Annotated in this window: 10 protein-coding genes; 9 read left to right on the top strand and 1 reads right to left on the bottom strand. The window is 66.9% G+C overall.

From position 1 onward, the window contains the following. Positions 1-440: 440 nt before the first annotated feature. From O0880_RS06140 to O0880_RS06100, 9 genes are all read left to right on the top strand, one after another. A complete protein-coding gene (locus O0880_RS06140) occupies positions 441-620 on the top strand; it encodes a DUF3563 family protein (protein ID WP_071326290.1) in 180 nt (59 codons plus the stop codon). Between the two features lie 432 nt (positions 621-1,052). Further along, complete coding sequence (locus O0880_RS06135) at positions 1,053-1,466, top strand: hypothetical protein (protein ID WP_289885613.1); 414 nt, start codon at positions 1,053-1,055, stop codon at positions 1,464-1,466. A 284-nt stretch (positions 1,467-1,750) separates the two neighbouring features. Next, on the top strand, positions 1,751-2,548 hold the full coding sequence (locus O0880_RS06130; RefSeq protein ID WP_289885612.1) for a TorF family putative porin: 798 nt from the start codon (positions 1,751-1,753) through the stop codon (positions 2,546-2,548). 58 nt (positions 2,549-2,606) lie between these two features. Next, positions 2,607-4,694 (top strand): methyl-accepting chemotaxis protein, encoded by a 2,088-nt coding sequence (locus O0880_RS06125; protein ID WP_289885611.1) that lies wholly within the window; start codon positions 2,607-2,609, stop codon positions 4,692-4,694. A 673-nt stretch (positions 4,695-5,367) separates the two neighbouring features. Further along, on the top strand, positions 5,368-5,976 hold the full coding sequence (locus O0880_RS06120; RefSeq protein ID WP_289885610.1) for a hypothetical protein: 609 nt from the start codon (positions 5,368-5,370) through the stop codon (positions 5,974-5,976). A 125-nt stretch (positions 5,977-6,101) separates the two neighbouring features. After that, complete coding sequence (locus tag O0880_RS06115; RefSeq protein WP_289885609.1) at positions 6,102-7,145, top strand: acyl-CoA dehydrogenase; 1,044 nt, start codon at positions 6,102-6,104, stop codon at positions 7,143-7,145. A gap of 1 nt (position 7,146) precedes the next feature. Continuing rightward, complete coding sequence (locus O0880_RS06110) at positions 7,147-7,917, top strand: PIG-L family deacetylase (protein WP_289885608.1); 771 nt, start codon at positions 7,147-7,149, stop codon at positions 7,915-7,917. Beyond that, a complete protein-coding gene (locus O0880_RS06105) occupies positions 7,914-8,558 on the top strand; it encodes a class I SAM-dependent methyltransferase (RefSeq protein WP_289885607.1) in 645 nt (214 codons plus the stop codon). Before O0880_RS06110 ends, O0880_RS06105 begins: the two co-directional genes overlap by 4 nt. Beyond that, positions 8,555-9,268, top strand: a complete 714-nt coding sequence (locus O0880_RS06100) for a glycosyltransferase (RefSeq protein WP_289885606.1) — start codon at positions 8,555-8,557, stop codon at positions 9,266-9,268. The genes O0880_RS06105 and O0880_RS06100 overlap by 4 nt, the downstream gene beginning before the upstream one ends. A gap of 84 nt (positions 9,269-9,352) precedes the next feature. Here the strand turns inward: O0880_RS06100 and O0880_RS06095 are convergent, their stop codons facing one another. Next, entirely contained in the window at positions 9,353-14,497 is a 5,145-nt protein-coding gene (locus O0880_RS06095; protein ID WP_289885605.1) for a putative Ig domain-containing protein, read from the bottom strand. Between the last annotated feature and the right edge of the window lie 550 nt (positions 14,498-15,047).

The following is a 15,047-nucleotide window of genomic DNA, read 5'->3' as shown; positions in this document are numbered from 1 at the left end:
GCACCGGGACGCACAAGAGTCCACGCCAGAGCACGCGCCAGACATCAGCGCAGGCTATGACTGCCATCAGCAATACGAGGCAGGCATGGCGCAACTCGCGCGCGGCAGGCGCACGGCCGACCGTTTCTCGTCGGAACATTGTTTTAGGGAGGCAGCGTGCTTGCGGAGCGCGTATAAAAACAACATTCGGGCAATAACAGTCTTGTAGTAAAACTACGATACAGCGCCCGCATTATGCCCGAAAGCCCCATAATGCGCAGCTTTCCCCGCTGTTATTCTAAAAATGAATAGCCGTTATTTGAAATCAAAAGTAGCCTTATATCTTGGAATTGGTATACTTATGTTGCAGTGCAGCACAACGCGGCACGCCACACAAGGAGTCTGCCATGTCTACCGCATTTACCTATCACACGACGCAAAACAACAATATCATCGCCACCCTGACGCACGCCGCCAAACGCCTCGGCGCCTGGCTGACGCAAGGCAGCGACCGCCGCGAACGCGCCTATGAAGAAGCCTACCTGGCCGAATCGACCGACCGCTACGACCTGGAATACCGCATGCGCGAACTGGCACGCGCCAACCCGCAGCCAAGCTGGATGAGTGGCCTGAGCCGTTAATAGCTGCCGCAGTTCCCGCTCCCATCATCCGTTTGCAGTCCGCTGCTACAGCACGACCGCAATGCCACCGATAGCGCCATCCTGCTCGCCTTGCGCTTGAGCACGGGATGGGCTACGGCCTGTCCACACCCATCGCCATCCTCGCCAGCGCGGCAGCCTGCGCGACACGGCGCGCACCAGGCCGGCGCCTGATCGGCGAACCGGCATCAACGCGCCCCTGCCGACAGCGGGGCCCGAGGCGGATGGCATCGCCACCCACCCGGCTAGCCATGCTGCAGTGCGTCAGGCCATTTTCCTGAGCTTTTGCACGTTTTCCTGTCAATACATCTAGTTTTACTACGCAATGCTACCGAGTGATTTTTACCACGCGCAGCATCGCCGCTTCAATCCTATAATGGCGGCCCGCGCCCCAGCGCCATACAGAGCTCTGCCATGACCGTCCTCAGCCACACCCATCCGCTGGTCGTCCAGCTGGAAAACGACTTGCTGCCCCGCTTCCGCGCAGCGCTGCCGCGGATCACGGCCGGCGCGCCGCAGGTGCTCGCCTCCGTCTTCGCCTTTTCCAGCGGCACGGCCAGCACCTTCGAGGAGTATCACTTCGGCATTTCCTGCCTGCGCGACGGCGTGCCAGACGACCAGCCGGAAGAAGTGGCGCTGCTGGTCAGCGCCTCCGGGCTGGACAGCGGTGCCCAGCTGAGCGCCCAAGTGCTGTGGGGCCAGCCCTCGGGCAAGGTCGAGGCGCACGCGACGCTGCCGGCGGCGGACGTCGATGGCTTGCTTGGCGCCCTGCCCGCATTGCTGGCCGCCCTGCAAGCGGCGGCGCAGCGGGGCCGGCCCGAATTGTGACAAGCGCATGAAAAAGTGCCACTAAACAACAACTTACGATTTCCGCAGCGCAACATTATTGACTTGCACTAGTCATACCCCCTATCCTTTCAGTTACGTTTGGTGAGAATGTGTGCATGTTGGCGCGGCCCCCTGCCGGCCTGCCGATATGCACCACTGCAACACCGTCCTGCCACAACCAAGTCCATTCCGCATCTTTGCTGCATTGTTGCTGCAACCACCAAGGTGGCGCGCCACAACGGCCGCTGCCAGCAAATACGGAGCCGACTGACATGCGATCAACCATGCCATCCCTGACCACATCCCTGCTGGGCTGCGCCGCGTTCGCGCTGGCGGCCCTGCCCGCGCAAGCACAAACGGCGCCAGCCGGCGAGGCCGCCACCGCGGTCGCCAGTTTCAGCGCCAACGCCAGCCTCGCCTCGCAATACATTTCGCGCGGCTTTCGCCAGACCTGGGGCAAGCCGGCCCTGCAGGCGGGCGCCGACTATGTCCACCCCAGCGGCTGGTCGCTGGGCACCTGGGCGTCCACCGTCAGCGACCGCTATATCCAGGACGCCCGCGTCGAATGGGACCTGTACGGCGGCTACAGCGGCACCGTGGGCGAGCTGGGCTACAGCGTGCTCGCGTATTACTACAAGTATCCGGGCGCCGTGTATCGCGCCACGGGCGTCAAGTACGACTATGGCGAACTGTCGCTGGGCCTCAGCTACCAGATGCTGTATGCCAAGTACAACCGCACGGTCACGCCGGATTTTTTCGGCATCACCGATGCGCGCGGCACAGGCTACCTGGACGTCGGCGCGAATGTCGACCTGGGCCACAGCCTCACCCTGAACCTGCACGCCGGCAATGGCCGGGTGGCCGGCACGGGCAACGCCATCTGGAACTGGCGCGACGCCAAGGTGGGCATCACGCGCGCCTTCGACGGCGGCTGGAGCGTGAGCGGCGCCTGGACGCGCGCCTGGGGCGCCACCGATGCCTACGACCATTACACGCTGGGCGTGCCGAATGCGGCGGGCCGGTTCGACACCTCGAACCCAGCGGCGTCCACCTTCGTGGTGGCCGTCAGCAAGACTTTCTAGGCGCGCCACCCGCGTTGCCCATGACACCGATTTCCCTCCTCACCAAGGAATAGCCATCATGCAACTATCTCTCAACAGCAAAATCTGCGTCGCGGCCACCGCGCTGGCCATCCTCAGCCTGGGCGTCACGGCAGCCGTGATCGGCTACAAGAGCAGCGCCAGCGCCGAGGCGGCCGCCCTGGAGCTGGCGCGCACGTCGGCGCGCGAAGTGTCGGGCGCGCTGCAGGCGCGCATCGCCAGCAACCTGTCCAGCGTTTCCAGCCTGGCCGGCGCCATGCGCGGCACGAAAAGCGCCAACCTGCCCATGCAGCGCGAGCAGATCAATGAACTGACCAAGGCTACGCTGTCGAGTTCGGAAGACTTGCTCGGTTCGGCCGTGACGTGGGAGCCGAACGCGCTCGACGGCAAGGATGCGGAATTCGCCAACCAGAAGCCGAACTATGACGCCAGCGGCCGCTTCATGCCCTACTGGACGCGGGGCGCCGGCGGCAAGCTGCAAGTCGAACCCATCGTCTTCGACCCGAAACCGGGCGCCAACGACTGGTATGACGTGCCCAAGCGCACCGGCAAGACGTTTTTCACGGAACCGTACATCTACCCCGTCGACGGCAAGAATGTGCTGATGGCTTCGCTGGTGGCGCCGATCATGATCGATGGCAGCTTCAAGGGCACGGCCAGCGCCGACTTCATGCTGACGCGCCTGGCGAAGATCCTCGCCGACCTGAAGGTCATCGAGGGCGGCAAGCTGGCCCTGATCTCGAACGGCGGCCTGTACGCGAGCCACCCGGTGCCTGAACGCCTGGGCAAGAAGGCCGACGACGTGCCGGCCGCCGGCCTGGACAAAGTGCGCCAGGGCCAGTCCTACGAATACGAGGATGCGAACGGCTACATCCACCTGCTGCAGCCGCTGCAGATCCACCCCGATATCGCGCCGTGGAGCGTGCAGCTGAGCTTCCCGAAAAGCGTGGCCACCGCCTCGGCGCGCGAACTGATGACCTACACCCTGATCGTCGCCCTGCTGTGCGCGGCCGCCACGGCCGGCATCCTGATCCTCGTCGTCAACCAGCTGACGCGCCCGCTGCGCACCCTGGGCCGCACCATGACGGACCTGTCCAGCGGCGACGCCGACCTGCGCGTCAAGCTGGAAGTCAAGGGCACCGACGAGCTGGCCGTCATCGGCAAGGGCTTCAACCAGTTCGTGGAAAAAATCCACGCCGTGCTGCTGCAGGTGCAGGCCAGCGCCGACAATGTGGCGCGCGCCAGCGCGGAAATTGCGCAAGGCAATAACGACCTGTCGGCCCGCACGGAACAGCAGGCCAGCTCGCTGGAAGAAACGGCTGCCTCGGTGGAGGAACTGACGGGGACCGTGAAGGAAAACGCCGACCATGCGCGCCAGGCCAACCAATTGGCAGCGTCCGCCTCCAGCGTGGCGCAAAAGAGCGGCGAAGTGGTCGGCAAGGTCATAGCGACCATGACGTCGATCAATGACTCGTCGAACAAGATCGTCGACATCATCAGCGTGATCGACGGCATCGCCTTCCAGACCAACATCCTCGCCCTGAACGCAGCCGTGGAAGCGGCGCGCGCGGGCGAACAGGGACGCGGCTTCGCCGTCGTCGCCACGGAAGTGCGTAACCTGGCGCAGCGCTCCGCCGCCGCGGCCAAGGAAATCAAGCTGCTGATTGACGATTCCGTGGGCAAGGTGGCAGCCGGCAGCAAGCTCGTCGACGAAGCGGGCGCGACCATGGAGCAAGTGGTCGACAGCGTGCGCAAGGTCACCGCCATCATGGCCGACATCAGCGTCGCCACCACCGAGCAAAGCGACGGCATCGCCCAGGTCAACCAGGCGCTGGCGCAAATGGATGGCGTGACGCAGCAGAACGCGGCCCTCGTCGAGGAAGCGGCAGCGGCCGCCGAAAGCCTGCAAGACCAGGCCAGCCACCTGGCCGACGTGGTCAGCGTCTTCAAGCTGGGCGAACAGCTGCACCAGGCCGCGCCGGCGGCAACGACGGCGGCCGGCACGCCGCGCGCCGCTCCGGCCGCGAAGGCGCCCGCGCCGGCCAAACGCCTGGCCGCCGCCAAGCCGCCGGCGGCGGAACGCGCGCCAGCCAAGGCGCCGGCCGGCGACGACTGGGAAGAGTTTTAAGCTGACTGCGCCGCGCCGTCCCGCAACAATGTGGCATTTGCGGGACGGCGCGGCGCGCAGGCGGTTTTGCGTGCGTTTCCAATCGAAACACTGCAAGAATTACCGCAGTCAATACTTCATATGATGGCGCGGATAGCCCGCACGCCACGCAAGACATGTCCGCCAATCGCTGCCGCCTATGCCCGGTACGGCAGAAGCAGCTCAAGCCCGGTTCCACTGTCGCCGCGAACACCATGCGCAGCGACAAGCCCCGTCCCTCCCCCTCGCGCATACGACGCACGTCACCGGCACTGGCCTGCCATACATGCTGGACCTGGGCCAGCCAGCCTGGTGCCGCATGCAGGCCGGCCCCTCGTCGATGCGGCAGCGCTCCACGCCATGACGCAAGCGGGTACCCTTTACCTGAAGGCGACAAGCGGCACGTGCTCTCGCCGGATGCGGCGGACGACGCAGCGGGCGCCGTAGCGACGCGCAAACAAGCGGACGCCGGCAGCCGCAGCCGGCCGGACGCGCCTGCCGCGACGCACAGTGTGTGCGGCGGCATGCCGATATGAAATAAATATTGATTTAAATCAACCTTCTACTACATTCGGTGAGAATTGGCGGGCGCCCGCTTGCCTATAATATTGCCGCGCTCTCGGCACGCAGGCTTGCCGGACTAAAAGGATTACGCATGAAAAAAATATGGGCAGTATTGTTGACGTCGAGCACCACACTATTGGCGGGCTGCGGCGGTGGCGGCGGTAGCGGCGATGCGGGCGTTCCCGCCACGTCGCCACTGGCCGCCTACGTGGGCACCTGGCAATCGGCCTGCGACGATCACGACCGCCAGTCCCTCGTCATCGCGTTCAAGGGCGATGGCAGCGGCGCACTGGAACTGACGCCCTACGGCGAAACTTACTTCAAGGCCGATTGCTCCGGAACCGTGGTGGCGACAGAGAACATGAGCGCCAAGATCACCGGCAAGCCGGACGGCGCGGCCGACATCCAGGTCCAGCTGTCGCAAAATGCCCCGGCATCGACTTTGCGCATCGACAAGATCACGTCCTCGGTTCCCGCTTACACCTTCCAGGTGACAGGTGCCAGCGTGAAATATGTCCTGCGGCTTGGCCAGCAACAATGGTGTGTGGACGTGGAAAATGGCGAGTCCTGCATTTGGGACCAAGGCACACAGGCGGCGCAAAGCATCCCCGGCGGCTTGTCCTTGCGCGGCAACGAATTGTTCACGGTGATGCAGAAAAATGGCGCGTATGTGCTCGACATGCACTATGTGAAAAAATAGGCGGCGCTGAAGGTATCGCAGGGCCGCCCGGCCCTGCACGTGCACCGCTTCGATCGCCTATGTGCAGAATCGAACATACATTGCAAAAATACAAGGCTATCCTGTTGAAAAAACAGGAGCTTGCCATGTCGTCCATCGCCCTTACCCCGCCGTCCAGCCAAGGTTTCAGCCACGCCGCCCTTGCCGCCGCGCTGCCTGTGCCAGCCACCGGCTTACCTCCCATCGACAACCTGCGGCGCCTGCTCGACGCGGGCCTCGACCGACTGCCGCTGCCCGGCCACGGCGCCACCTTGCAACGCTGGCAGGCGCTGGCCGCCGTCGCCGCCATCGACCTCTCCCTGCTGAAACTGTACGAGGGCCATACGGATGCGCTGGCCATCCTGGCCGAAATCGACGGTCCCGGCGCGCCGGCCGGCAGCAGCTGGGGCGTCTGGTGCGCGGAAATGCCGGGCGCGCGCGTCAAGCTGCAGCAAACGGCCGACGGCCGCTATGTGCTCGATGGGCGCAAGGCCTGGTGTTCCGGGGCCAGTGGACTCAGCCATGCCCTGGTCAGTTGCTGGAACGACGAAGGCCAGGCTTGCCTCGCCTCCATCGCCCTGGCGCAGCCGGGCGTGCACGTCACCGACGAGGGCTGGCAGGCGGTCGGCATGGCCGCCTGCAACAGCGTCGACGTGACCTTTTCCGCCGCGCGCGCCTTTCCCGTGGGCGCGCCCGGCGCGTATCTGGAGCGCCCCGGTTTCTGGCATGGCGGCGCCGGCATCGCGGCCGCCTGGTATGGCGCTGCCTGCGCCATCGCCAGCCACCTGCATGCGCGCGCGCAGCATGCCGCGCCCGATCCGATCCGCCTGGCGCAGCTGGGCCGCATCGACTGCGCGCTGCATGCCGCCGCGGCCCTGTTGCGCGAAGGCGCCGCCGACATCGACCGCCATCCGCAGCGCGACGCCATGGGCCTGGCCCTGCGCCTGCGCTTGGCGGTGGAAGACGCCGCGACCCTCGTCATGCACCTGGCCACGCGCGCGCTGGGCGCCGGCCCGCTGTGCCGCGATGCGCAGTTCGCGCGCCTGGCGGCCGACCTGCCCGTCTTCCTGCGCCAGAGCCACGCGGAACGCGACCAGGCCGTGCTGGGCGGCATCGTCGCCGGCGCCGAAGAGCATCCCTGGACGCTCTGACATGCGCGCCGGCACCGCCCCGCAGGAACGCCGCATCGAAGGCCGCGGCACGCCGGACCAGTCCTGGCAGGCGTGGCCGGGATGGTCCACGCTGCCGGCCATCGGCGCGGGCGAACTGGTGCCGCCAGGCGCGCGCGCCGTCATCGTCGCGCCCCACCCCGACGATGAAATCCTCGCCTGCGGCGGCCTGCTGCAACTGCTGGCGGCGCAGGGCAGCGCGCTGCTGCTGGTGGCCGTCACGGATGGCGACGCCAGCCACCCGGACTCCCCGCTGTGGCCGCAGGAACGATTGCGCCAGGTGCGTCCGAGGGAGTCGGCGCTGGCGCTGCAGGCGCTCGGACTGGCCGCACCTCCCTGGCTGCGCCTGCGCCTGCCGGACGGCGGCGTGACGGGCATGACGCCGCAGCTGAGCACCATGCTGGCAGCGCACCTGCGCCCGGGCGACGTCGTCTTCACGACCTGGCGCCTGGACGGTCACCCCGATCATGAGGCATGCGGCTGGGCCTGTGCTGCGGCGTGCTCGGCCAGCGGCGCCACCCTGGTGGAAATGCCCGTCTGGGGATGGCACTGGGCCGCGCCGGGCGATGCCCGCGTGCCGTGGCACCGTGCGCGCAGCCTGCCGCTGCCGGACGCCATCCTGCAGCGCAAGCGCGCCGCCCTGCGCTGCTTCGCCAGCCAGATGCAGGCCGATCCCTCGACAGGCCGTCCCGCCATCGTCGGCGACGACGCCCTGCAACGCTTGCTGCATGCGCGCGAGGTGTATTTTCTATGAACGCTTCCACCACGCCGGACGACCCGCGCGGCACCTATTTCGACCAGCTGTACCGGCACGACGCCGACCCGTGGCTGGTGCGCCAGCGCTGGTACGAGGAACGCAAGCGCGCCCTGCTGCTGGCCAGCCTTCCGCAGCAGCGCTACCGCCACGCCTATGAGCCCGGCTGCGGCAACGGCGAACTGACCGTGGACCTGGCGCGGCGCTGCGAGCGCGTGCTGGCCGCCGATCTGTCCGCAGAAGCGCTGCAGCTGGCGCAGCGCAGGCTGGAGCAGGCAGGCCACGCTGGCAACGTCAGCTTCGCGCGCCACCGCTTGCCGCAGGACTGGCCGCGCATCCTGCCGGGCGGCGACAAGTTCGACCTCATCGTCATCAGCGAGATCGCCTATTATCTGTCGCCCGAGGAACTGGCGCGCGTGGTCGAGCACAGCGTCGCCGGCCTGGCGCCGGGCGGCAGCATCGTCGCCTGCCACTGGCGCGCGCCGTTTGCCCAGCGCATCCAGTCCACCGTGCGCGTGCATGCGGCCTTCCAGGATGCGCCCGGCCTGCACCGCCTGCTGCGCCACGAGGAAACCGACTTCCTGCTCGGCGTCTGGTCGAACGATGCGCGCTCGGTGGCGCAGCGCGAGGGCTTCGCATGATCGGCGTCGTGGTCCCCGTGCACGACGAAGAAGGATGTCTGGACGCCTGCCTGGATGCGCTGCGCACCGCCGCCACCTGGCCACTGCTGCTCGGTGAAGCCGTCAGCATCCTCATCGTGCTCGATGCCTGCAGCGACAAGTCGCAGCGCATCGTGCTGGCGCACGCCATGCAGACGGACTGGCGCTGGCGCCTCGACTGCATCGCCGTCAATGCGCGCAACGTGGGCGCCGCGCGCGCCGCCGGCGCCAGGGTGCTGCTGCAGCGCGGCGCGCGCTGGCTGGCCTTTACGGACGCCGACACGCGCGTCTCGCCGGCCTGGCTCAGCACCCAGCTGGCACTGAACGCCGATGCCGTCTGCGGCACGGTCGCCGTCGACGACTGGTCGCCGCATGCCGGCCATGCGGACGCCCTGCGCGAGCATTTCAGGCACACATATACGGACGCCGACGGCCATCGCCATATCCACGGCGCCAATCTCGGCGTGCGCGCCAGCATGTATCTGCGCGCCGGCGGTTTCGCGCCCCTGGCCTGCAGCGAGGACGTGGCGCTGGTGGCGGCCCTGCAGGCATGCGGCGCGCACATCGCCTGGAGCGCCGCGCCGCGCGTGACGACCAGCGCCCGCCGCAATGCCAGGGCCAGGGGCGGCTTCGGCGACACCTTGCTGCAGGTGGTGGCGGCGCTGGGCGTGGCGGCGGCGCAAGCCACGTAAGCGAAGCAAAAAAAATCGCCGGAGCGGGAGTGTTTCCCGGTCCGGCGATGAGGAATGGCCTGCGCGGTTGCCCGCGCTACCTGATTACTTGAGCGGCATGGCGATGCCGAACATCACCGACTGGCTGCGCCCGCTATCCATGTTCAGATTGCTGTTGTAGTCCAGGGTCAGGGTCATGCCGTTCGACAGCAACAGCTTCACGCCCAGGCCCGCCGTCCAGTTGCCCGTTTGCTGCGGCAAGGTGCGGATCACGTACACGGGACCATCCGCCGCCAGGTCGGCATACGCCAGGCGCGCATCGTCGGCACCCTGGAACTGGTGACGGTACTCGAGACGCGCACGCGGGTACCACGTCCCCAGGCCACCCACATACAGGCCCTCGGCACGCACGCCCAGCGCGCCGATGCGCGAGCGCACCGTCTGCTTGAAGTAGCTCAGCGCGTTGATGCCGGGTGCCTTCTCCGTGTACGGATCGAGCTTGGCCGACATCAGTTCCACGCGGCCGTATGGCGACCACATCCACGTTTCATTGCGCACCTCGATACCGCCGACAAGCGCACCAAACACTTGCTTGCCGTCGCGCTCGCCAGTGGCGTAACCACTGCCGTCCGTCAGGTAGCGCGAGGCATCGTACTGCAGGGTACCGTAGCCAAGCACGCCGTCAAGGAAGACGCCCTTGCTTGGACGCAGGCTGCCATACACGGCCGCCACGGCACTGTCGGCGCTGCTCTTGCTGCCGTTCTGCCCCACGTCGCTGCGGTCATGGCTGAAGCCGGCGCCGGCGCCGACGGTGGCCAGGTCGCTCAAACGGTAATCGCCGCCCACGCTGATGCCATTGGTGCGGAAATGGAAGCCCGTCTGGCGGCCATTCACGTACTGCTGGCCGAAGTCGACCGCGCCGCCGAGCCACAACGACAAGGCCTGCTTCTGCGTGTCAGGACGCTGCGGCATATCCGGCAAGCCATTCGCGGCCTGGCCGACATCCACACCGGCCGACTGACGCTCGCCACCATAAGCGGCGTCCGTCTGGCGCAGTGCTGCCTTGCGCATGTACGGTTTTACCGTCGTCGTGCCGAACACGCGGTCCGCCTCCTGCTCCTGCCAGCGCGCCAGCGTGGCGGTCGGATTGCCGCTGTCGCTAGGCGGCGTCAGGTTCAGGCCAAAGCTGGAACGTCCCCAGCCGTCGCCATGCAGGCTTTCCAGGCGCTGCGTGAAGTTCGACAGCTGCGCGCTGGCGAAGCGCCGCGCCGCATCGGCTTGCGCCGCCTGCAGGCCGATCACTTCCGGATCCGTCGACGGGTCGCGTCGCGCCGTCACGGTCACGTTGACCACGCCCGGCTTCGAGGTGGCAAAGGCATTGCTCAGGGTGTAGCTGACGACGGCCGCGCCGGCAAACTTGCCCGAGGCCGTAAAGCTCAGCTGATAGACAGGCTTGCCGGCCGTGCCGACGTCGCGCACCACCGCCTTGCCGGCGCTTTCCGGCGCGATGCTCAGCACGCTGGCTGCCGTGAACGGGCCGCCCGTGGCGCCCGCCGTCAAGTCGACATTGACCGTCAGGCCGGCCACCACCGTGGCGCTCTGGCTCACCACCTGCGGCATCGGATTGACGGTGACGCTGGCTTTCACCGGCGCCGAAGTGCCGAAAGCGTTCGACAGGGTGTAGCTGAAGCTGATGTCGCCGCTGGTACTGGCGGCTGGCGTGTAGATGATGTCCATGCCGCTGACCACCGCCGTGCCGCTCGTCGGCGCCGTCGTGATGGCCACCGCCGTGAACGGGCCGCCCGTGGCGCCTTCCGTCACGTGCAGGGTCAGTGATGCACCTGGTTCGAGCTTGACCGTCTTCGGTACCGGCACCGGTACTGGCTGCGGCGCGACCGTCAGGCTGACCGTGGCCGGTGCCGAGATGCCGCCCGTCCCCGTCACGGTGTAGCTGAAGCTGTCGGGACCGAAGTAGTCAGCATTCGGCACATACGTCACTTTGAAAGCGCGGCCGCTGCCGCCGCCCGCTGCACCGGTCGCGACGATCGTGACACGGCCATGCTGCGGCGGCGTGACGATGGTGACGTCGGTAATCGGGCTGCCATCGCTGGAAGCGATGCTGAGGCTCACTTCTTCGTTGGCCGCGGTGGTCGCCGTTTCATTTTTCACCGGTGGCGGCGCCTGGTTCACCTGCAGGGTCAATGCCTGCTGCACCGTGAACTGGTTGGCATCCTTCGCCTGCAAGGTGAAGGCAAAGCTGCCGGCCGCCGTCGGCGTGCCGCTGATGATGCCCGTGGCCGTATCGAGCGCCAGGCCGGCCGGCAAGGTGCCGCCGGTGAGCGCAAACGCATACGGCGCGACGCCGCCGGCCGCCGTGAATGCCTGGCTGTAGGCATCGCCCACGCGGATGCCGGTCAGGCTCGCTGGCGTCAGGGTCAGGGTCGGCGCGGCAACGACGAGCGTATAGCTGTTGGTGGCGCTGAATGGCGCGCCCACGCCCGTGCTGCTGTCGGTGACCTTGATGGCGAAGGTGTAGCTGCCAGCGACATTGGTGGTGCCGGACAGCACGCCAGTGGCCGCATTCAGGCTCAGGCCAGCTGGCAGGCTGCCGCTGCTGACGCTATAGGTGTACGGCGCCGTGCCACCCGCCGCCGTCAGGGTCGCGCTATATGGCGTTGCCGCCGTCGGATTGGCCAGGCTGGCCTGCGGAATGTTGACGGTGGCCGACGAGACAGCCAAGGTATAGGTTTTCGTGCCGGTGAACTCGTGCACATCTTCCGCTTGCACGGTCAGCGTGAAGCTGCCCGCCGCCGTCGGCGTGCCGCTCAGCAAACCGCTGCTGTTCAGCGTGAGTCCGGCCGGCAGGCTGCCGCTTGTTACCGTAAAAGCATACCGCCCCACGCCGCCGCTGGCCGTCAGCTGCTGGCTGTACGCCGTGGCCGCTGCCGCTGCCGGCAGCGTGCCCGGCGCGACCGTGATCGTCGGCGTGATGATGGTAACGGTGTAGCTATTGGTCGCGCTGAACGGCGCTCCCACGCCCGTGCTGCTATCGCTGACGCGCAGGCTGAACGTGAAACTGCCGGCCACGTTCACCGTGCCGGACAGCACGCCAGTGGCGACGTTCAGGCTCAGGCCAGTCGGCAGGCTGCCGCTGCTCACGCTGTAGGTGTACGGCGCCGTGCCGCCCGCCGCCGTCAAAGTCGCGCTGTACGAGACGCCCACCACCGGATTCGGCAAGGTGGCCGGGGTCAGGCTGACGCTCGGTACGCCCACGGTGATCGTCACGGTGGCCGGCGCCGAAGTGCCGACGCCATTGGTCGCCGTATAGGTGAAGCTGTCCGACCCGGCATACCCTGCCGCCGGCGTGTAGCTGATGCTGGTGCCGCTCGCCGTCGCCGTGCCGTGCAAGGCGGCGGACGCCACCGCTACCGACGTCGCCACGCCGCCGCTCAGGTTCAGCGTGATCGGGTTGGCGCCGCTGCCATAGGCCACGGCGGTGCTGACATTGCCGGCAAGGGGCGCGCCGGCCGCCACCGTGCCGGAATAGGCGCGCGAACCCGTGTATGGTCCGGCGCCGGTGCTGCTGTCGGTGGCCGTGACGGTAAAGTTGTACGGGCCTGCCGTCGTGGGCGTGCCGGACAGGGTGCCATCCGGTGCCAGGCTCAGGCCCGTCGGCACGCTGCCAGCGGCGATAGCATAGCTATGTGGTGCCGTGCCGCCGGTGGCGGTGATGCTTTGGCTGTAGACAACACCGGCCGTCATCGCCGGCAAGGTCGTTGGCGCCACCGCGACCGTCGGCGCCGACACCGTCATCGCGTAGGCGCGTGCACCGGAATACGGGCCACTGCCCGTCGCACTGTCGGTGGCGCGCACGGTGAAGTTGAAGCTGCCGCCGGCCGTCGGCGTACCCGACAGCACGCCGGTGGCGGCATTCAAGGTCAGGCCGGCCGGCAAGGTGCCGGAGCTGATCGCGTACCCGTACGGCGCGAAGCCGTTCGAGGCGGTCACGCTCTGGCTGTAGGCCGCGCCCACGGTGGCTGCCGGCACGGTGCTTGGCAAAATCGTGATGGTGGGGCCGGCGACCGTGATCGTCACGGTGGCAGGTGCCGAGGTGCCGACGCCATTGGTCGCGGTGTAGGTAAAGGTGTCCGGCCCGCCGTAGCCGGCCGTCGGCGTGTAGGTGATGCTGGTGCCGATGGCCGTCGCCGTGCCATGCAAGGCGGCGGACGCCACGGCCACCGACGTCGCCGCGCCGCCACTCAGGTTCAGGGGGATCGCAGTCGAGCCGCTGCCGAAGGCCACCGTGGCGCTGGCGGCGCCGGCAACGGGCGCACCCGCCGCCACCGTGACGGAATAGGCGCGCGAACCCGTGTAAGGAGCACCCGTGCCCGTGCTGCTGTCGGTGGCCGTGACGGTAAAGTTGAATGGCCCCGCTGCCGTCGGCGTGCCCGACAGGGTGCCGTTCGCCGCCAGGCTCAGGCCCGTCGGCACGCTGCCGCCCGTGATGGCATAGGTATACGGGGCCGTGCCGCCGGCGGCGCTGATGGACTGGCTGTAGGCGACGCCGGCCGTCATCGCCGGCATGACCGTCGGCGTGACGCTGATCGTCGGCGCAGACACCGTCAGCGAGTAGGCGCGCGCGCCCGAATACGGGCCGTTGCCCGTCGAACTGTCCGTGGCGCGCACGGTGAAGTTGAAGCTGCCGCCGGCCGTCGGCGTGCCCGACAGCACGCCGGTGGCGGCATTCAAGGTCAGGCCGGCCGGCAAGGTGCCGGCGCTGATCGCATACCCGTACGGCGCGAAGCCGTTCGAGGCGGTCACGCTCTGGCTGTAGGCCGCGCCCACGGTGGCTGCCGGCAGGGTGCTTGGCGCAATCGTGATGGTGGGGCCGGCCACCGTGATCGTCACGGTTGCCGGCGCCGAGGTGCCGCTGCCGTTGGTGGCCGTATAAGTGAAGCTGTCCGGTCCGCCATAGCCTGCCGTCGGCGTGTAGGTGATGCTGGTGCCGCTGGCCGTCGCCGTGCCATGCGCGGCGGCGGAGGCCACCGCCACCGATGTCGCTGCCGCGCCGCTCAGGTTCAGAGGGATCGATGTGGCGCTGCTGCCGTAAGCCACCGTAGCGCTGGCGGCGCCGGCAATTGGCGTACTGGACAGTATCGTGACGTTATAAACGATGGGGTTCAGACTATCGTCACCGACAGTAAAGGTATCAAAGGTGGCGTTGTCGCTCGCTCTATTAACATAGTGCACGATATTCGTACTGACCGGATCTTGTACGATGTTGCCATGTATCGGCGGAACTTGTATCGCCGTCAGACCAAACGTGCAACCATTGGGATTATAGTCATCCAGAACGATCCCCCCTGCTGAAATGGTGACGTTGACCGGATTCGTGCATGCAGTGGCCGCACGCGCATGCTGCGAATACAAGGCCATCAGGATGAACAGCATGGCCACCGCCATGCGCATCAGCCAGGGCGGCAAGAGCGCGGCACGCACGGCGCCGCGCTTCCCGGCAGCCAAGACTTCCATGCCACTGACGGTGGCCGACTGGCAACCAGATTCACTAAGATTTAGAAACATTATTTTCCTTCGATACATTTCTTGGGTGAGGAAGGTACGGCTCTGGCACAAGGCAATATGCCACCATTCATGGCGATTTCAGCTACTGTCAACGGCCCCGAAAAAGGATTCCTCACGCTATTGACGCTTGCTTTACATCAACGTATGCTACTACGAGTAGCAAATAAAGCAACTAAAAGATGTTGCCCAAAAAAGATATTTTAATGTAAATCAATTG

It is taken from the genome of Janthinobacterium sp. SUN118 (assembly GCF_030397695.1).
In the GTDB taxonomy this organism is placed as follows: Bacteria; Pseudomonadota; Gammaproteobacteria; order Burkholderiales; family Burkholderiaceae_D; genus Janthinobacterium.
The sequence above is the reverse complement of the archived record's forward strand: the minus strand, read 5'-3'. Positions and strand labels throughout refer to the sequence as shown.